Origin of the sequence: Agrobacterium sp. DSM 25558, assembly GCF_900100825.1 — a bacterium.
In the GTDB taxonomy this organism is placed as follows: Bacteria; Pseudomonadota; Alphaproteobacteria; order Rhizobiales; family Rhizobiaceae; genus Agrobacterium.
Window position 1 is genome coordinate 19,130 of record NZ_FMUD01000020.1, and the last position, 18,067, is coordinate 37,196.

Below are 18,067 nucleotides of genomic sequence, written 5' to 3' on the forward strand. Positions count from 1 at the left end.
TTATTCTGTAGCGTCTTGCTCCGCCACATCTATCTGCCAAATTTGCCGTTGCACCTGCGGAAACACTGGCATTCCGGTAGTTTTACTTGCGCTGTCAATTGTGCCGCATATTATGCTGCGTGACGAGAACGCAGCAGGATTTTTGGCGCTATGAAGCTTGACCGGATCGATGTAAAAATTCTCTACGAACTTCAAAAGAACGGCCGCATTACCAACGTCGAACTGGCGGAACTGGTGAACCTGTCGCCGAGCCCGTGCCTGATGCGCGTCAAGAAATTGCAGTCGGAAGGGTTCATCACCAGCTACTCGGCGCAGATCAATATCGGTAAGCTCGGCCAGACGTTGACGGTCTTTACCGAAGTGACCTTGAAGAACCACCGGCAAATCGATTTCGCACGCTTTCTCGCCGCCGTCGAAAAGCTGGATTCCGTCATCGAGTGTCACCTGGTGTCCGGCGGTTACGACTATCTTCTGAAATTCGTCACCGGCAGCATTGGCGAATATCAGACGATCATGGAGCGCCTGATCGACATGGATATCGGCATCGACAAATATTTCAGCTTCGTCGTGCTGAAATCGCCCATCGTCAAACCGCATATGCCGCTGACGAGCCTGTTCCCAATGTAACCAAGCAAGTGTTTAGCGCTGCGCGAAGGCCCGAACCAATTCTGGGTCTCGCTCCAAACCGTCCAGCCAACCGGTATCGAGTTTGGGCACGGACGAAAATAGAAGCTTGGAATAGGGGTGCGCGTTAGCATTGCCGATAGCCGATGGAGGCATCTGCTCGACCTTTTCGCCCGCATACATGACCGCAATCTCATCGCAAATCGCTTGCACCACCGACAAGTCATGGCTGATGAAGATGTAGGAGAGCTTTAACTCGCGCTGCAGCTCCTTCAACAGATCAATGATGGCAGCAGCCACGACTGTGTCGAGCGCCGATGTAATCTCGTCGCAGAGAATGATTTTTGGATTAGCAGCGAGTGCGCGGGCCAGATTGATGCGCTGCTTTTGTCCGCCGGATAATTCACCAGGACGCCGGAACTTCATGGCACGAGGCAGATGCACCATGTCGAGTAACTGGTCCACACGCGCCTCGCGTCCGCTTCGGTCCATGCCATAGTAAAAGGCAAGCGGACGTTCCAGAATATCTGAAATCGACTTTGACGGGTTGAGAGCGGTATCGGCAAACTGGAAAACAATCTGCAATTTGCGCAGCTCTTCGCGCTGACGATCTCGTGCATTTGGCGCCAGTTCGCGACCGTCAAAAATGACATGGCCCGACACTGGTGGCAGGATGCCGGCAATGGCGCGGGCCAGCGTGGATTTTCCGCAGCCGGATTCGCCGATAATGCCGAGATTGCGGCCTTCTTCCAGCGAGATGTCGACCGATTTCAGGGCCACTGCCAATGGCATTCCGTTTGGCTGGATAGGACCATAACCCGCAACGATGCCCTGGGCTTCCAGCAACGGTTTTTTACTGACCACAGCGTCTGAATTTGCAGTGCTTGCATGGACGCGGGGTTTGAAGGCCGCCAGCAGCTCTTGCGTATAGGGGTGTTTCGGGTGATTGAGGATCTGATCGGTCGTGCCGATTTCCTGGACTTCCCCACCTTTCAACACAACGATGCGATCAGCAATCTGTGCAACGACGGCCAGATCATGCGAGACGTAGACGCCGGCCAGATTACCGGCCTTCATAACCGATTTGAAGGCGCGCAGCACCTCGATCTGGGTGGTTACGTCAAGGGCCGTCGTTGGCTCATCGAAAATCACAAGACGCGGATTACCGATCAACGCCATGGCAGCCGAAAGTCGCTGCAATTGTCCACCGGAGACCTGGTGCGGATAACGCTCGCCGATCGTATCGGCATTGGGCAGAGCCAGCGCACGAAACAGCTCGACTGCTTTCGTTTTGGCCTCTGCATCGCTCATCAGCCCGTGAATGCGAACGACCTCGATGACCTGATCCATGATGCGCTGTGCGGGATTGAAAGCGGCAGCAGCGCTTTGCGGGACGTAGGCAACATCTGTACCGCGCAGCTTCGACAAGGATTTTTGTGATGCTACAGCCATATCCGTTGCGCCAACCCGAACGGAGCCACCGACGATTTTGCAGCCCGGACGCGTGTGCCCCATCATCGTCAGCGCAATCGTGGTCTTACCGGAGCCGCTCTCACCAATCAGAGCGACGATTTCGCCATTGGCAATATCGAAACTAACGCCGCGAATGATCTCCACGATGCGGCCGGTATCGGTTTTGGCCTCGACCTTCAGGTCACGAACTTCAACGAGATTGGCCATCACGCACTCCGGTCACGAATTTTCTGCGGCAGGTTGTCGATCAGCATGTTGACGCTGATGGTAAGGGTGGCGATCGCGACTGACGGGAACATCACCGCCGGTGCACCAAAGGACAGGCCGCCGATATTTTCTCGCACCAGTGCGCCCCAGTCTGCGTTGGGTGGCTGAACACCGAGGCCTAGAAAGGATAGGCCGGAGAGGAGAAGGACGATGAAGACGAAGCGCAGCCCGAAATCCGCCAGCACCGGGCCCAATATGTTCGGCAGGATTTCGGCACGGATGATGTAGAAGACCCCTTCACCACGTGCCCGCGCCACGGTCACGAAATCCATGGTGTTGATATTGACCGCAAGCGCTCGGGCAAATCGGTAGGACCCCGGCATATAAATGATGGCCATCGTCATGATCAAAATCGGGATGGACGGTCCCAGCGCTGCGACAATGACCAGACCGAACAGCTTGCTGGGAATGGAAATCAAGGCATCGAGGAAGCGCGACAGGCACTGATCAAACCAGCCACCCGCCACCGCGGCACACATGCCAAGCGTTACGCCGGAAAAGCAGGCAATGGCGACCGATGCGAGCGAGATGCCGACCGTATACCGCGCGCCCATGAGGATCCGCGAGAAGATGTCGCGTCCCAGATAATCCGTACCCATGATGAACTTTTCGGACATGGGGCCGAAATAGTCGAAGTCGACGATATCACCGACCGGATAGGGAATGAGCAGGGGCGCGAAGATGGCAATCAACGCCCATAGGAGAATGACCGTCAGTGCAGCAATGCCGATGGCATTGAAGCGATAACCGAAGCTGCGGGGAGAAAGCGCGATACGGGCCATGATCAGCGAAGCCTCGGATTTGCGACGATGGCGATGATATCGGCGATGGTAATCAGGACGAGATAGCCGAGGCAGAAAATCATCGAGCATGTCTGGATGAGTGGCAAGTCGCGGGTCGAAACGGCATCCACCATCAATTTGGCGATGCCGGGATAGTTGAAGATGGTCTCAACGATGATGACACCGCCGAGCAAGTAGGACACAGACAGGGCCACCGCGTTGACGATTGGGCCGAGCGCATTGGGAAGTGCATGCCGCAGCACCATGCGGGAACGCGACGCGCCCTTTAACAGTGCCATTTCCACATAGGGTGTATCGAGCGTTTCGATCACGGCAGCACGTGTCATGCGGATCATCTGGGCTGATATGACGAAGCTCAGGGTGATGACGGGCATGGCGAAAACCCGCAGCAGCTCTCCGAACGAGTGGACCTCATTGGCAAAAGCAAGCGCTGGCAGCCATTTCAGGTACACTGCGAAAATCAGAACGGCAGAGGTCGCGACCATGAATTCAGGCACCGAAATTACGGCAATCGTCATTGTTGTGACAACGCGGTCGTAGACCGAGCCACGCATGATGGCAGCAGTGATACCGAGTGTCAGTGCGATTGGGATGGAAAAAAGCGCCGTGACGGCAGCCAGCTTCATTGTATTGGCGAGACGCCCGCCAATGAGATCGGCAATGGCCATGTTGTTCGCATAGGATTTGCCGAGATCGCCCATGGCGAGCCCACCCAGCCAGCGCAGGAATCGTAGAATAGCCGGATCATCCAGATGCATCGCCGTGCGAAGGCCCGCAACCGCCTCCGGTGTGGCGGATTGCCCGAGCAATATCTGCGCGACATCTCCGGGCAGCATTTCGGTGGCGAAAAACACGGTGAAGGAGACGATCAGCAGGGTGATGATCGCGATAAACAGCCGGTTCACCACAAGTGCAAAAACATGTTTGTTCATGCGGCCTCTCTTTCGGAAACGATCTCAGCTCCCATTATCTGCATTGTCCGGCCAAAGGCTTTGGATAGCAATGCGTGGGACAGACGGGACATTTGCCCGCCGCATGTTGCGACGGGCAAAGTTCCGGGATCAGGCTTCAAGCCATACATGTTCCGCGAAGGCGTAACCCATCATGCCGCCAAGCGGGCTGGGTTTGAGGCCTTTCAACTTTGAGGAAATGCCGTCGACGTTGGAGATATAAACCGGGACAATCGTGCCAGCTTCTTCCGCGATCATCACTTGCATCTCGTTGTAGATGGTCTTGCGCTTTTCAATGTCGAGCAGGCCACGCGCCTCTACCAACATTTTGTCGAACTTCTCGGACTTGTACTGGCTTTCGTTCCAGGGCGCGTTGGACGCGTAGAGGAGCGAGAAGAGAATATCAGGCGTCGGGCGTGGATTTATGTTGCCGAAATGAACCGGTGCCTTCAGCCAGTAATTCGACCAGTAGCCGTCAGACGGCACGCGCTGAACATCGAACTTCATGCCAAGCTGCGCACCTGCGGCCTGCACCACCATCGCCATGTCGATCGATGATGCTGCGGCTTCTGAAGCGACGATCGGGATCGACTGGCCGATGAGGCCGGCCTTTTCGAAATGGAACTTCGCCTTATCGGGATCAAAGGCTTTCGGCTTCAGATCCTTGTTGTGATACATATTTGCGGGCGAAACTGGCTGGTCGTTGCCGATTTCGGCAAGACCACGCAGCACGGACTTCTGAATCTGCTCGCGATTGACGAGGTATTTCATGCCCTGCACAAAATCGGCCTTGTTGCCCGGTGCCAGGTCGAGGCGCATGTTGAGGTTGGTGTAGTTGCCGGAGGTCGTCTTGGAGATGACGACGTTCGATTGACCTTCCATCAAGCGGATGGCGCGTGGGTTGACGGCGGCGGCAAGTTGAATATCACCTGCAAGAAGCGCGTTGACGCGAGCCGTGTCGTCTGAAATGGCGAAGAACTCGAAGGAGTCGAGATAAGGCCCCTCAGACTTCCAGTAGTTCTTGTTCTTCGTGGCAACAGAGCGGACACCCGGTTCGAAAATTTCGCACACGAAAGCGCCGGTGCCGTTTGCCTTGGCAAAGTCCGTTGTGCCATCGGCAATGATCATGAAGTGGTGCAGCGCCAGAATGGTCGGCAAGTCGGCATTCGGGTTTTCGAGCGTGATCTCAACCGTCAGGTCGTCAACGGCTTTAAAGCCGGTCATCTGCTTAGCGATGGAGTTAACCTTGGAGCCCACGGCGGGGTCCAGATGGCGCTTAAGCGAATATACAACGTCCGCAGACGTCAGCGATTTGCCGTTATGGAACGTAACGCCCTTGCGCAGCTTCACCGTCCAGACCTTGGCGTCCTTGCTATCGATGCTTTCGGCCAGCTCCATCTGCGTCATGCCTGCCTCATCGATAGTCGACAGACGATTATAGAAGGCGCAGCAGCGAACATAATCGGTGGAAAGCGATGCCTTGGCCGGGTCAAGCGTATCGGCGGTGGAGGATGACCAACCGGCCGCTTTCAGGGAGCCGCCGGACACAGGTGTGGCGGCCAGCGCCTGACCGGCGCGTCCGAGAATGGCAGAGCCGGCGGACATGGCAATGCCACCTGCCATCAGCATCTTAAGAAGGTCGCGACGGCTTGCACCGCGGCGAATGGCATTTTCGACCATTGCATCGTCGGCGGATGTCCAGTTCATCATGGAATTATCGGTCATGTTCATTCCCCTTTTTGTTGAGTTCATGCGGGTCGAACGGCTTATGACGCCGCTTTTACCCATTGAGGGCAGTTCAGGCGTCACTTTTCTCTTCGGCGGCATCAGCAAGTGCGGCCATGGAGGTGAAGTGGAAATCCGGCTTCGTGAAGTTTTCAGGCTCGATCGTTCCGCCATAGCCCTTTTGCGCATGGCGTCGTTCGATCCAGCAGTTGGTCATGCCCAGCTTTCGGGAAATCCCGATGTCGTGGTACTGGCTCTGGGCCACGTGCAGAATATCGTCTTTGCTGTTGCCTTCAGACTGAACAAATTCGAAAACATAGTCGAAAAAGGCAGGGTCGGGCTTTTCGGTGCCGGTGTCGTCAGCGGTGAAGCCCTGATAGAACGGATTTCCAAGCTCTTCGGAAAAGCATTCGAAAGCCCAACGCTGTGCGTTCGTCATCGCGATCAATTTGTAGCGTTTGGCAAGCTGAGCCAGTGCCTGCGCGCTATCGGGAAATGCCTTCCAGCTTTTTGCGGAATCCCGAAGCCGATCACCGAGAGCACGTTCAGAGGGCAGTCCGAGGTCCGGCGCGATGACCAGGTAGACACGAACGAGATCATCCGGAAACAGACCGACATCAGGCAGATAACGAGCCTTGCGGTAGAGCGTCAGCGCAGCCTCGCTATCGATCGTGACGCCGTGCTCTTCGCCGATCTGCTTCAGGCACGTTGTAAGCCCGCTCTCAAAATCGATCAGCGTTCCAACCACATCGAAGCTCAGATATTTGAAGTCTGCTAAACTCTTCGGCATGTTGTGCTCCTGTTAAAAGCGGATCGCGGATGTGTTGGATGGGCTTTGCAGAATTCTATGCTGTCAGTTTTTATCCGATATCGCTGTATCCCGTCTTCTTTCGCTTATAATCGCAACAATCACTCGCGGTATCAGCTGAAAGACCGAACCCCTGCGGCACAATATTCCGAATATGCCGTCAAAGCGGTATTTCCAGCGCAGCCCTTCACGCCATGACTGAACGCACGTCCGGGTCTTCCAACGTCTGATCCAGCGTCATCCGGGTGCGCTCGATGATAGCGTCGATCTCACTTTCCGTGCAGCAGAGCGGTGGCGCGTAGCCCAGAACGCCATTGCCGAAGGCGCGGATGACGAGGCCATTGTCCCAGGCGCGGTCGAAAATACGGCGGGATGGGTCAGCAGCGGCGGGCAACGGGGTTTTCTTCTGTTTGTCCGTCACCAGCTCGATAGCCGCCAGCATTCCGCGACCGCGTACATCCCCGACAAGCGGGTGGTCTGCAAGGCTCTCAAGCCCGGCCATCAATCGCGCACCCGCCTTGACGCCGTTGTCCAGAAGTCCGTTTTCATACAGTCTCAGCACTTCCAGACCCACAGCGGCGCTGACCGGATGGGCTGAATAGGTGTAACCGTGTCCTATAGCGGCGCTGCCTGCACCATCTGCAATGACATTGTACACCCTGTCGGACATGAACACAGCACCCATCGGCACGTAACCGGAGGTCAGGCCTTTCGCCGTGGTCATGAAATCCGGAACGACATCATCTTCCGAACACGCAAAGAGCGGACCGGTGCGACCAAAGCCGGTAATGACTTCGTCAGCCACCAGCAGCACATCGTATTCTTTGCAAACCGCATGCATCGCCTTCAACCAGCCATCCGGCGGCACAAGAACGCCACCCGAGCCTTGGATCGGTTCGACATAAAAAGCTGCGACGCGCTCCGCGCCAATTTCTTCGATCTTTGTCCGCAACGCCGAGACGGAGGAAGCAATAATGGCTTGCGGGTCGGTACCAACCGGGTTGCGATAGGCATAATGCGACGGAATTTTGTGCTGCCAGTCGAACGGCAGACCGAAGCCTGCATGAAATATCGGAAGTGCCGTGAGGCCAGCACCGACCGTGCTCGAACCGTGATAGCCCTGCTCGAGTGAAATGAACTGGTCTTTCTGCGGCGTGCCGAGAGAATGGTAATAATAACGGATGAGACGCACCGTACTATCTACGGCATCGGAGCCGCCAAGCGTGAAATAGATATGGTTGAGATCGCCTGGCGCGCGATCTGCCAGTTCCGATGCTAGACGGATCGCAGGTTCCGAACCGAGGCTGAAATAGCCCGTCGCGTATGGCAACTCGCGCATCTGCTTGGCAGCGGCTTCAACGATGCTTTCGTGGCCGTAGCCCGCATTGACGCACCACAGGCCAGCGAACCCATCGATCATTTGATGGCCGGTCATGTCGGTGACGGTGGCACCCTTTGCAGACTTCAAAACCCGGACGCCGAGTTTTTCATGGCCTCTATAGGATGCGACCGGATGAACCAGGTGCGCGCGGTCGAGTTCGATAAGGGAATTGCTGAGCATAACGATCTCCAGGATCAACCAAGGGCCTGACTGGCCAATGCAAATGTTTGAACGGTAGTGTTTGAGGAGGGTTTCACATCGCGGACCATGGCGATGCCGCCGCCGACATGGGACAAGCCAAGCTCCGTCAGCCACGATGCGAGGCCGCTTTGCTCACTCGTATCGACGCGCAGGAATTGCCCCTCACGCCCGGCCATAAGAAACGACAGCAAGTTTTTCGCATCCGCAGCATTTTCTGCGACGATCGGACCTACAACTTCCCCGCGTCCGAAGTGGCGGATTGCGGCAAAGCCGGCAACTCGGCCATCGCGATGAATGACGGCAAGGCGGCCATTGCTGGCGAGATACGTGATGAGATCGCGCCGATCCATGCCACAGGCCGCAAGGTCAAGGCGCGGACATTCTGCCGCGTCTTTCGCATCTGCCCACGCCACCCCTTCGCTAGGCTGTATGGCGGAAACAGGACCCTGATGCTGAACGATGCGATGCGTTTCCCGGAAACCGAGCTTTTGATAAAGCGGCAGCCCGTCTTGCGTGGCGACCAGCCGGCATTCGCGGCCGCTGGCGGCATTCAACGCAAAATCCATCAGACGCTTGCCGATGCCAAGCCCACGCATGGCTTCATCGACAATGACCATATTAATGGTCGCAGCATCATCCCCATAAAGCGTGGTCATCGCTGTTCCGAGAACACGACCCTTGTGAACAGCGGCTACACCTTTGCTGATCGCAAGAGCCATGGCCCAGTCTTCGATCCGGTGCGGCCATTGCGCCTGCTGTGAGAGCGCCAGTGCTCCCTCAAGATGGTTGGCTGTTAATTCAACGAGATCGATCTGGCTCGCCAGCATGGCGTTTCCCTCGCGGCAGTTTGCTTTTCTTATTCATAGCCGCTCACACAAAGTAGATCGTCCTGACCTGGATAGAGGTTTAATCAGTTTGCGCTGTCTGGAATGGCAAGTGCCGCATCTTATGCTGCGGACCGAGAGTCGGAGGTCCCCGAGTAGGCATATCGCTGTGCTTAGCGGAACTCTCTGCCAAAGCTGCCTGTCTATACGCAACAATCTGCTTCGCTGCATGGTGATTGCGGTGCGTGCAGCCGAGTTCCCGCGACTATGATGTTCTCCATGAGCAGCGTAGCCGTATGGCCAATCCACAAGGACAAACGACATGACCCAGTTTCGCCCGAAATACATCACCTTCGATTGCTACGGCACGCTGACGAATTTCCAGATGGCCGAAGCAGCACAGACGCTCTACGGCGAGCAGTTGGATGCTGAAAAGATGGCGCAGTTCATCAAGAACTTCGCCGCCTATCGGCTGGATGAAATTATGGGTGACTGGAAGCCTTATAATGAAGTTGTCCATAATGCCGTAGAGCGCGCCTGCCGCAGGAATAACGTGACCTTCAAGGACGAAGACGGCCGTTTTGTTTATGAGCAGGTGCCAAGCTGGGGTCCGCATTCGGATGTGCCTGCCGGGCTTGCAAAGGTCGCCAAGGAAATTCCACTGGTCATACTATCGAACGCCATGGATGAACAGATCATGCACAATGTGGAGAAGCTGGGCGCACCCTTCCATAAGGTCTACACCGCGCAGCAGGCCAATGCCTACAAGCCGCGTTTCCAGGCGTTCGAATATATGTTCGACATGCTGGGCTGCAATCCGGAAGACATTCTCCACGTCTCCTCATCGTTCCGCTACGATCTGATGTCGGCGCATGATCTCGGCATCAAGAACAAGGTCTGGGTTAACAGAGGCCATGAACCGGCCAATCCATATTACGGCTACACCGAAATCAAGGATATCTCGGGCTTGCCGGGCGTCGTTGGGCTTTAACGCATTTCATAGAGGGGAATGAGGACGATGCAGTTCAAATCCTACTGGCACGATACGGCCCCCGTCTTCACCTCAGCGGCACCGGGACAGGTCGAAGGCACCTTCGATGTCGCTGTCATCGGCGGTGGTTTTACCGGACTTTCGGCGGCGCGAAGTCTAGCGAAGGGCGGCGCGAAAGTGGTGGTGCTGGAAGCCCAACATGTCGGCTTCGGCGGCTCTGGCCGCAATGGCGGGCATCTGAACAACGGCATCGCCCACAGCTTCATCTCGGCGAAGGGACATTTGGGGATAGAGCGTGCCAGCGCGCTCTATCGCGCCTACGACGCGTCAGTGGATACCATCGAGGCAATCGTCGCTGAAGAAGGTCTCGATTGCAACTTCAGACGAGCTGGCAAGCTGAAACTGGCCTCCAAGCCCGGCCATTTCGACGCGATTGCCAAAAACTTCGAGGTCGTCAACCGAGAGATAGACCCTGACACGGCGCTTCTTTCCAAGGGCGATCTGAAAAATGAGATCGGTTCGGATAATTTCCATGGTGCGATGCTCTCGAAGAAAAGTGGCATGATGCATATGGGCCGTTTCGTCCATGGCATTGCGGAAGCCTGCGTGCGCCACGGCGTGACGATTTTTGAAAAAGCACCGGTGACGGATCGCAGTGAACAGGGCGGTGTCCACCGGCTAACCACACCGCGCGGCACTATCGAGGCGCGCAATGTCATTGTTGCCACCAACGCCTATACGGCGGGGCCATTCGATTATTTCAAGCGCCGCATTATCCCCGTCGGCAGCTTCATCGTGGCAACGAGACAACTGAGCGATAACGAGGTCGCCTCTGTCATGCCCGGCAACCGCACTTGCGTGACCTCCATGAATATCGGCAACTATTTCCGGCTATCACCAGATAACCGTTTGATCTTCGGTGGGCGGGCACGATTTTCTGCGACGTCCGATGCGCGTTCAGATGCGAAAAGCGGTGAAATCCTCAAGAGTGGACTGGCCGACATCTTCCCGCAATTGCGCAGCGTCGATATCGATTACTGCTGGGGCGGTCTGGTCGGCATGACCAGTGACCGGTTTCCGCGGGCAGGCGAAGTCGAAGGCCTGAATTTCGCCATGGGCTATTCCGGCCACGGCGCGCAGATGTCGATCCATATGGGAACGCTTCTTGCAGACAAACTGCTTGGCAAACCGGACCGCAACCCGCTGAAGGGACTGGATTGGAACGCGGTGCCTGGCTATTCCGGCAAACCGTGGTTCCTGCCTGTCGTCGGCTTCTATTATAAGATGCTCGACAAGTTCCAGTAACGGTGAGAGGCCCGCTTTTGCGGGCCTCTTCGTTTCAGTTCAGGCCGCCAATATGGAAGGCCTTGGTTTCCAGATATTCCTCGATCCCGCACTCCGCGCCCTCACGGCCTAGGCCGGATTGCTTGACGCCGCCGAAAGGCGCGACTTCCATGGATACCGAACCCGTGTTCAGCCCCACCATCCCGAATTCCAGTGCTTCCGCCACGCGCCATGAACGCTTCAGGCTTTCCGTGTAGAAATAGGCAGCAAGGCCAAACGGCGTACCGTTGGCGATGGCGAGCGCCTCTTCTTCTGTCTCGAAGCGGAACAGCGGTGCGACGGGCCCGAAGGTTTCTTCTCCCGCCAGCAGCATGTCGGTCGTGGCACCGCCCAGCACGATTGGTGCTGTGAACTGGTCACCGTCAGGCAATTTCGGTGGCGTCGACAGGATTTCCGCACCTTTGGAAAGTGCGTCTTCGATATGCCGGTTGATCTTGTCGATGGCGGCAGCGTTGATCATCGGGCCGATATCGATATTCGCCTCCGTACCCGGGCCAACCTTCATGGCGGATACCCGCGCCGATATCTTGGCCGCGAAGGCATCATATACACCAGCCTGCACCAGAATGCGGTTGGAGCAGACGCAAGTCTGCCCGCCATTGCGGAATTTGGACGCGATGGCACCGTCGACGGCGAGATCCAGATCAGCATCGTCAAACACGATGAAGGGCGCGTTGCCGCCAAGCTCAAGGCTCAGGCGCTTGATGCTGTCAGCCGCGCCGCGCATTAGAAGCGAGCCGATGCGGGTGGAGCCGGTGAAGGATATCTTACGGACCGTTTCGTTCGACAGCAGCTCGTTGCCGATCTCAGTCGGCATGCCGGTAACGATGTTGATGACGCCTGACGGAATTCCCGCCCGTTCTGCCAGAACTCCCAGTGCTAGCGCGGAATAGGGCGTGAATTCGGACGGCTTGATGACAACAGTGCATCCGGCGGCAAGCGCTGGCGCGACCTTGCGGGTGATCATGGCGTTGGGAAAATTCCACGGCGTGATGATGCCACAAACACCAACCGCTTCCTTAAGAATGACGATGCGGCGGTCTGTGGTGGGGGAAGGAATGGTGTGGCCGTTGATACGCCGGGCCTCCTCGGCAAACCATTTGACGAAGGACGCGCCATAGCGGATTTCACCCTTGCCTTCGGTCAGAGGTTTCCCCTGTTCCATCGTCAAGAGGAGCCCGAGATCGTCCTCGTGCTCGATCATCAGCGCGTACCATTTTTCCAGAAGCGCTGCGCGCTCCGCATGGGTCTTGGCTTTCCATGGCGCAAAGGCTTTTGCGGCAGCATCGATGGCTGCACGGGTTTCATCGCCGCCCATGTCCGGTACGCTACCCAGCGCTTTTTGCGTGGCGGGGTCTATCACCTCAACCGTTTTGCCGCATGCCGCATCCAGCCATTGACCTCCAATGAGGCCCTGCTGCCGAAACAGATCCTGATCTTTAAGAAAACTCATTCCGTTCTCCTCCGTTTTAAACCAGCGCTGCCAGCACGGCGGCTGTAATGGTGTCCGTCTTATCCTTGCCGGGTACCGTACCGATGCCCTTGGCCGTTGCGGCTTCGATTGCCGAGATAATATCGGCGGCGGCTTGGCTCTCTCCGAGATGATCGAGCATCATCGCGCCAGACCAGATGGCCGCGATGGGATTGGCAATGCCGAGATGCGCAATGTCGGGAGCCGAGCCATGCACTGGCTCGAACATCGAGGGTGCCGAACGATCCGGGTTGATATTTGCCGATGCCGCAAAGCCAAGCCCGCCCTGAATGGCCGCACCGAGATCGGTCAGAATATCGCCGAACAGGTTGGAAGCGACGACAACATCCAGCGTTTCCGGTGCCATCACCATGCGCGCCGCCATGGCGTCGATGTGATAATTCGTCACCTCCACGTCGGGATATTCGGCGGCAATTTTCGCGGTCATCTCGTCCCAGAATACCATAGAATATTTCTGGGCATTGGACTTGGTGACAGACGCCAGTTTTTTACGACGGGAGCGTGCCTGCTCGAAACCGAAACGCAGAATGCGCTCCACGCCCGCGCGGGTAAAGATAGAGGTTTCGACAGCAACTTCGTCCGGTGTGCCGACATGGACGCGACCACCAGCGCCGGAATATTCCCCTTCGGTGTTTTCACGGATGCAAAGGATGTCGAAGCCTTCTTTCCTCAGGGGACCCTCGACACCCGGCAGCAGACGGTGGGGGCGGATATTGGCATATTGCACGAAGGCTTTACGGATCGGCAGCAGCAGGCCGTGCAGAGAAACGGAATCCGGCACCTCGGATGGCCAACCCACGGCACCCAATAGTATGGCATCGAAACCACGCAGGGTTTCTATTCCATCCGCTGGCATCATCGCGCCCGTTTCCTTAAAGAAGGCACAGGACCACGGAAATGTCGTCTCGCTAAGAGTGAAGCTGCCCTGCTTTTTCGCCGCTGCCTGCAACACGGCCCAGGTGGCGTCGATGACGGCGGTGCCGATGCCGTCTCCGGGAATGAGTGCGATGGAATGATTTTTCATATGCAATATCCGCTTTAGAGATCGATGAGAACGCTTTTGGACTTCCGGTTCGCCACATAGGCCTCTCGTCCCAAATCCTTGCCGATACCGGAGCTTTTGTACCCGCCGGTCGGCAGAATATGATCGCGAGAGCGGCCATAACGATTGACCCAGATCGTGCCAGCCTGCAACCGTCTCGTCACGCGAATGGCCCGCGACAGATCGCGCGTGAAGACGCCTGCTGCTAGGCCGTAAGTGGGATGATCGGCCAAGGCCAGAGCCTCTTCCTCATCCTCAAATGTCTGTAGCGTCAACACTGGCCCAAAGATTTCCTCGGTCACGGCAGGGGAATCCTGCCTGACGTTGCCAAGCAGCGTTGGAGCGTAAAAGTAACCGTCGCGATCCATGATCTGCCCGCCAGTCAGGCACTCTGCGCCTGCACCGATGGCCGCACGCACGATGGCGTCGATGCGTTCAATCTGCTTTTGCGAAATGATCGGGCTGTATTGGGTTTTCTCATCCCATGTCGGACCGGTCTCGACGCGACGCATGATGGTGGTAATCGCAGCAATCAGCTCCTCTGCAATCTCCTTGGCAACGATCAGGCGTGAGCCTGCCACGCAGGCTTGTCCGGCATTGGAGATAATGCTCTGAGCAATTGCTTTAGCCGTCCGGTCGATATCGGCATCCGCAAAGACCACCTGCGGACTTTTACCGCCGAGCTCCAGCGTCATCGGTTTGATACCGGTGCGCGCGACATTCTGCATAATGGCGGCACCGGCAGCGGTTGAGCCGGTGAAGCTGACTTTCGAAATATCCGTGTGGCCGGTGATAGCATTGCCCGTAACCATGCCGTCGCCCAGCACGACATTGATGAGACCGGCAGGAATACCGGCCTCAACCGAAAGCTCGGCAATGCGCAATGTCGAAAACGGCGTCATTTCGGAAGGCTTCAGCACCACGGCATTGCCTGCGGCAAGCGCCGGGCCCAGTTTCCACCCTGCCATAGACAGGGGAAAATTCCATGGGGTGATGGCACCGACGACACCGTAAGGCTCGGTCATGATCATGCCGAGGCTCGCATCGGACGTCGGCACCAGATCGCTGCCTTCCTTGTCTGCAAACTCAGCGAAGAAACGGATTTGTTCGGCGGTAACCGCGATATCTCCCGCGACCAGATGCCCGACGGGTCGGGTGGATGACACGGCCTCCAGCTTCGCCAAATACTCGGCATCTTGCTCGATCAGATCAGCCCAGCGGTGCATCGCGCGGGTGCGGTCGCGCGGTCGCACGCCACCCCAGTTGCTGCTTTTGAGCGCCGTTTTGGCCGTCTGAACTGCTCGATCCACCAGATCGGCGCTGGCCACAGGGCAGTCGCCAAATGCAACGCCGTCCGAGGGGCGTCGCATAGCAATGCCCTCGCCTGCATCCACCTTTTCACCACCGATGAAATGATAATGCGGCAGCGAAATCGTGTCTGGATCGAAACTGAGCGTCATCGCCATGTCGTCCCCTATGCCGGGTCGGTTACTGTCACATAAATCTTGCGAACGGTCTCGATGGTGCGCCAGACGCCAACGAAGCCTGGCTTCATCATGAAGCTGTCTCCGGCACGGTAGGTAACAGTGTCGCCATCTTTTTCCTCGAGCTCGATGACGCCGGAAATAATGTGGCAGAATTCGTAGGTCGTGCCTTTGATGGAATGGGTTTCCCCGGGTGTTGCTTCCCAAATACGGGTATGAACGGTGCCATCACGGCAATCGTCCAGCGCCCATGTCTTGAAGGAGGGATTGCCGGAAATAAGCCGTTCAGGTGTAGGCAAAGCTTCTTTCGGCGTGGTCTGCGGGTTGGTGTCGATACGGGTGATGAGTGACATGAAATGTCCTTTCTGTGCAGTTCAGTAGCCACGGCTGCGGTCAATGAGGCCGATTGGGTCGAGGCCGTTTGTGTGGCGGCGGATATTGTCGATCACGGCCATCGCTGCCGTTTCCGGCTGCGTGACGGACGCGATGTGCGGGGTGATGATGACGCCGGGATGCTGCCAGAGCGGATGGTCTGATGGCAGCGGTTCCGGGTCGGTCACATCAAGCACCGCACCGGACAGATGGCCGCTGTGGAGAGCTTCAATCAACGCCAGTTGATCGAGCTGCGGCCCACGGCCTGCGTGGAACAGTGCTGCGCCGGATGGCAGTTTCGAAAAGAGGTTGGCGTTCAGAAACCCGCGCGTCTCCGGCGTCAGCGGCAGCAGACAAATGAGGATATCGGTGGTTGCTAGAAAGCTGTCGAGCTGATCTGCCCCATGATGGCATGTGACACCATCGATTTTATGGGCGCTGCGGCTCCAGCCAGACAGGGGAAAACCGAAAGGTTTCAACCGCTCAAGAACCGCTTTGCCGAGATGACCGAGGCCCAGTACGCCGACACGCCGCTCATGCGCCTGCTTCACGGGCTGTGCTTTCCACTCGGCTCTCGACTGTTGCGCTAGATACTCGGGCAAGCGACGGTGGAGTGCAAGAACGCCGAGCGTCACGTATTCCTGCATCATCCTGATAATGCCGTCTTCCACCATGCGCACCAGTTTGACGTGGGTGGGCAAGACCGATGTATCGAACTGGTCGATACCGGCACCGATGGAAAACAGGATTTCCAGATTCTTATAGCTGGCAAGGTCCGCAGGGGCAGTCCAGGTGATGAGATAGCGCACGCTTGCAGGATCGACAGACGCCGGATCGGACGCAAATGGCACGTCTGGTAATTCTTGCGCAAAAAGCTCAGCGAAGATTTTCGCCCGCGCTGCGTCGGAATTGAACAGAAATGTCATGCGCCAGCCCTCGTCTTCGGTCACTTGAAGTTGGCGTATTTCACACGGCAGGATGCACTGAAGCGGCAACGGATCGCAGCACATCTGACTGATTTGTGGGCTCAAGCGCTCAAGCGCGCTCCCAGGTTTACAAGCATGCTGCGACATGCAGAAAGTTCGTCACGGGTGATAAACTCGTTTGCCCTGTGGACGCGTGCGATATCGCCGGGACCGCAGATAATGCTGTCGATACCTGACGCCTGATATAGCCCGGCTTCGGTGCCGTAACTCACCGCAGCCAGCAGCTCGATACCGGTCAGGTCACGCATGATGGCGGTGAGCGGAGCATCGACTGCTAGCGATAGAGCTGGATATTCGCTCAACATCTCGAATGTCGTTTCGAAGCCGTGCAGGTTTAGGGCCTCGGCTGCCTCACGCAGTGGCTCCAGTAGCCCGGCGGGCGAAACGCCTGAAATCGCTCTTGCCTCGATGTCCGCGACGCAAAGGTCGGGAATAATATTGACCGCCTGTCCGCCACTGATCTTTCCCACCTGAAGCGAGGAGTAGGCCGGCTCGAAACTGCTGTCGAATGGGCCATGGGTCAGTGCGTTGGCTGCATTCACGGCACTGGCCAGGATTTCGCTCATGGCATGAATGGCATTCAAACCCTTATCAGGCCGCGACGAATGGCCGGATCGTCCACGGACGGTGATCCGTGCGGCGGCTTTTCCTTTATGGGCGCGAATGGCGCGCAGGCCACTCGGCTCACCAACGACGCACATATCTGGGAGAGCACATAGCGTGGGAATGAGCTTGATGAGGTGCGGCACGCCCTTGCAACCGGCTTCCTCATCATAGGAAAAAGCAAGATGTATGGGCCGCTTCAATGGCATTTTCGCATATGCGGAAAGGACGGTGAGTGCGCAGGCCAGAAAACCTTTCATGTCGCTGGTGCCGCGTCCATAAAGCGTTTCACCATCGGCGCGCAAGGTGAAGGGGTCGCTCGACCATTCTGCTTCGCCAGCCGGAACGACATCCATATGGCCGGAGAGAATGACACCCGGCACGTCCCGCGGGCCGATGGTGGCGAACAGGTTATAGCGGTCGCCTTCCGGCCCCAAGGCGGTCGTCACCTGTGCGCCTTGGCTTCGAGCGTAATCGGCAATCCACTGCACGATATCCGCATTGGGCTGCCCCACCACTGAAGGAAAAGACACCAGTCGTTCGAGTATGTCGAATTCCGTCATCCCAGCCTCATGTTCTTTTCAGATAAAATAGAGCCTTTGGGACCCAGAAGCCGCTGAAAGCCTCCCTGTTTTAGTGGATACTGCTGAAAGACCGGCAAATTCGGCTGAAATATTTGGTGCCGATGCCGTAATTC

General features: G+C 57.0%; 16 protein-coding genes. 3 read left to right on the forward strand and 13 right to left on the reverse strand.

Annotated features, from left to right (window positions below; all coding sequences use genetic code 11):
- Nucleotides 1-150: 150 nt before the first annotated feature.
- Complete coding sequence (locus tag DSM25558_RS17040; RefSeq protein ID WP_077105892.1) at nt 151-627, forward strand: Lrp/AsnC family transcriptional regulator; 477 nt, start codon at nt 151-153, stop codon at nt 625-627.
- Nucleotides 628-639: 12 nt separating this feature from the next.
- On the opposite strand, the gene DSM25558_RS17045 is transcribed toward DSM25558_RS17040, so the two are convergent.
- From DSM25558_RS17045 to DSM25558_RS17075, 7 genes are all read right to left on the reverse strand, one after another.
- Nucleotides 640-2,304 carry an ABC transporter ATP-binding protein gene (locus DSM25558_RS17045; protein ID WP_077105893.1) on the reverse strand — a complete coding sequence of 555 codons (1,665 nt, stop codon included), beginning with the start codon at nt 2,302-2,304 and terminating at the stop codon, nt 640-642.
- Entirely contained in the window at nt 2,304-3,146 is an 843-nt protein-coding gene (locus tag DSM25558_RS17050; RefSeq protein ID WP_077105894.1) for an ABC transporter permease, read from the reverse strand. The genes DSM25558_RS17045 and DSM25558_RS17050 overlap by 1 nt, the downstream gene beginning before the upstream one ends.
- A gap of 2 nt (nt 3,147-3,148) precedes the next feature.
- Nucleotides 3,149-4,099 (reverse strand): ABC transporter permease, encoded by a 951-nt coding sequence (locus DSM25558_RS17055; RefSeq protein WP_077105895.1) that lies wholly within the window; start codon nt 4,097-4,099, stop codon nt 3,149-3,151.
- Between the two features lie 129 nt (nt 4,100-4,228).
- Nucleotides 4,229-5,842, reverse strand: coding sequence for an ABC transporter substrate-binding protein (locus DSM25558_RS17060; protein WP_077105896.1), 1,614 nt, complete (start codon nt 5,840-5,842; stop codon nt 4,229-4,231).
- A gap of 73 nt (nt 5,843-5,915) precedes the next feature.
- Entirely contained in the window at nt 5,916-6,632 is a 717-nt protein-coding gene (locus DSM25558_RS17065) for an HAD-IA family hydrolase (RefSeq protein WP_077105897.1), read from the reverse strand.
- 205 nt (nt 6,633-6,837) lie between these two features.
- Nucleotides 6,838-8,211 (reverse strand): aspartate aminotransferase family protein, encoded by a 1,374-nt coding sequence (locus DSM25558_RS17070; RefSeq protein ID WP_077105898.1) that lies wholly within the window; start codon nt 8,209-8,211, stop codon nt 6,838-6,840.
- A gap of 14 nt (nt 8,212-8,225) precedes the next feature.
- Nucleotides 8,226-9,059, reverse strand: coding sequence for a GNAT family N-acetyltransferase (locus tag DSM25558_RS17075; RefSeq protein ID WP_077105899.1), 834 nt, complete (start codon nt 9,057-9,059; stop codon nt 8,226-8,228).
- A 319-nt stretch (nt 9,060-9,378) separates the two neighbouring features.
- Between DSM25558_RS17075 and DSM25558_RS17080 the strand changes: the two genes are divergently transcribed.
- Both DSM25558_RS17080 and DSM25558_RS17085 read left to right on the forward strand, forming a co-directional pair.
- Complete coding sequence (locus DSM25558_RS17080) at nt 9,379-10,047, forward strand: haloacid dehalogenase type II (protein WP_077105900.1); 669 nt, start codon at nt 9,379-9,381, stop codon at nt 10,045-10,047.
- A 27-nt stretch (nt 10,048-10,074) separates the two neighbouring features.
- Entirely contained in the window at nt 10,075-11,352 is a 1,278-nt protein-coding gene (locus DSM25558_RS17085; RefSeq protein WP_077105901.1) for an NAD(P)/FAD-dependent oxidoreductase, read from the forward strand.
- A gap of 34 nt (nt 11,353-11,386) precedes the next feature.
- Here DSM25558_RS17085 and DSM25558_RS17090 read toward each other — a convergent pair whose 3' ends face one another.
- The 6 genes from DSM25558_RS17090 to argE all read right to left on the reverse strand — a co-directional run bounded on the left by DSM25558_RS17090 (nt 11,387) and on the right by argE (nt 17,933).
- Nucleotides 11,387-12,844 (reverse strand): NAD-dependent succinate-semialdehyde dehydrogenase, encoded by a 1,458-nt coding sequence (locus DSM25558_RS17090; protein ID WP_077105902.1) that lies wholly within the window; start codon nt 12,842-12,844, stop codon nt 11,387-11,389.
- Between the two features lie 16 nt (nt 12,845-12,860).
- The gene (locus DSM25558_RS17095) at nt 12,861-13,907 is read right to left on the reverse strand and encodes a tartrate dehydrogenase (RefSeq protein ID WP_077105903.1); all 1,047 of its coding nucleotides are present in this window, start codon (nt 13,905-13,907) and stop codon (nt 12,861-12,863) included.
- A gap of 14 nt (nt 13,908-13,921) precedes the next feature.
- A complete protein-coding gene (locus tag DSM25558_RS17100; RefSeq protein ID WP_077105960.1) occupies nt 13,922-15,385 on the reverse strand; it encodes an aldehyde dehydrogenase family protein in 1,464 nt (487 codons plus the stop codon).
- A gap of 14 nt (nt 15,386-15,399) precedes the next feature.
- Nucleotides 15,400-15,762, reverse strand: a complete 363-nt coding sequence (locus tag DSM25558_RS17105; protein WP_077105904.1) for a cupin domain-containing protein — start codon at nt 15,760-15,762, stop codon at nt 15,400-15,402.
- Between the two features lie 21 nt (nt 15,763-15,783).
- Nucleotides 15,784-16,707 carry a 2-hydroxyacid dehydrogenase gene (locus tag DSM25558_RS17110; RefSeq protein ID WP_077105961.1) on the reverse strand — a complete coding sequence of 308 codons (924 nt, stop codon included), beginning with the start codon at nt 16,705-16,707 and terminating at the stop codon, nt 15,784-15,786.
- 101 nt (nt 16,708-16,808) lie between these two features.
- Nucleotides 16,809-17,933, reverse strand: a complete 1,125-nt coding sequence (gene argE / locus DSM25558_RS17115; RefSeq protein WP_077105905.1) for an acetylornithine deacetylase — start codon at nt 17,931-17,933, stop codon at nt 16,809-16,811.
- Nucleotides 17,934-18,067 lie beyond the last annotated feature (134 nt).

Excerpts from the sequence above, each read along its gene's own strand:
- DSM25558_RS17110 (WP_077105961.1), bottom strand. The coding sequence starts at position 16,707 with ATGACATTTCTGTTCAATTCCGACGCAGCGCGGGCGAAAATCTTCGCT.
- DSM25558_RS17050 (WP_077105894.1), bottom strand. The coding sequence starts at position 3,146 with ATGGCCCGTATCGCGCTTTCTCCCCGCAGCTTCGGTTATCGCTTCAAT.
- argE (WP_077105905.1), bottom strand. The coding sequence starts at position 17,933 with ATGACGGAATTCGACATACTCGAACGACTGGTGTCTTTTCCTTCAGTG.
- DSM25558_RS17040 (WP_077105892.1), top strand. The coding sequence starts at position 151 with ATGAAGCTTGACCGGATCGATGTAAAAATTCTCTACGAACTTCAAAAG.
- DSM25558_RS17080 (WP_077105900.1), top strand. The coding sequence starts at position 9,379 with ATGACCCAGTTTCGCCCGAAATACATCACCTTCGATTGCTACGGCACG.
- DSM25558_RS17065 (WP_077105897.1), bottom strand. The coding sequence starts at position 6,632 with ATGCCGAAGAGTTTAGCAGACTTCAAATATCTGAGCTTCGATGTGGTT.
- DSM25558_RS17075 (WP_077105899.1), bottom strand. The coding sequence starts at position 9,059 with ATGCTGGCGAGCCAGATCGATCTCGTTGAATTAACAGCCAACCATCTT.
- DSM25558_RS17055 (WP_077105895.1), bottom strand. The coding sequence starts at position 4,099 with ATGAACAAACATGTTTTTGCACTTGTGGTGAACCGGCTGTTTATCGCG.
- DSM25558_RS17100 (WP_077105960.1), bottom strand. The coding sequence starts at position 15,385 with ATGACGCTCAGTTTCGATCCAGACACGATTTCGCTGCCGCATTATCAT.
- DSM25558_RS17085 (WP_077105901.1), top strand. The coding sequence starts at position 10,075 with ATGCAGTTCAAATCCTACTGGCACGATACGGCCCCCGTCTTCACCTCA.
- DSM25558_RS17070 (WP_077105898.1), bottom strand. The coding sequence starts at position 8,211 with ATGCTCAGCAATTCCCTTATCGAACTCGACCGCGCGCACCTGGTTCAT.
- DSM25558_RS17045 (WP_077105893.1), bottom strand. The coding sequence starts at position 2,304 with ATGGCCAATCTCGTTGAAGTTCGTGACCTGAAGGTCGAGGCCAAAACC.
- DSM25558_RS17105 (WP_077105904.1), bottom strand. The coding sequence starts at position 15,762 with ATGTCACTCATCACCCGTATCGACACCAACCCGCAGACCACGCCGAAA.
- DSM25558_RS17090 (WP_077105902.1), bottom strand. The coding sequence starts at position 12,844 with ATGAGTTTTCTTAAAGATCAGGATCTGTTTCGGCAGCAGGGCCTCATT.
- DSM25558_RS17095 (WP_077105903.1), bottom strand. The coding sequence starts at position 13,907 with ATGAAAAATCATTCCATCGCACTCATTCCCGGAGACGGCATCGGCACC.
- DSM25558_RS17060 (WP_077105896.1), bottom strand. The coding sequence starts at position 5,842 with ATGACCGATAATTCCATGATGAACTGGACATCCGCCGACGATGCAATG.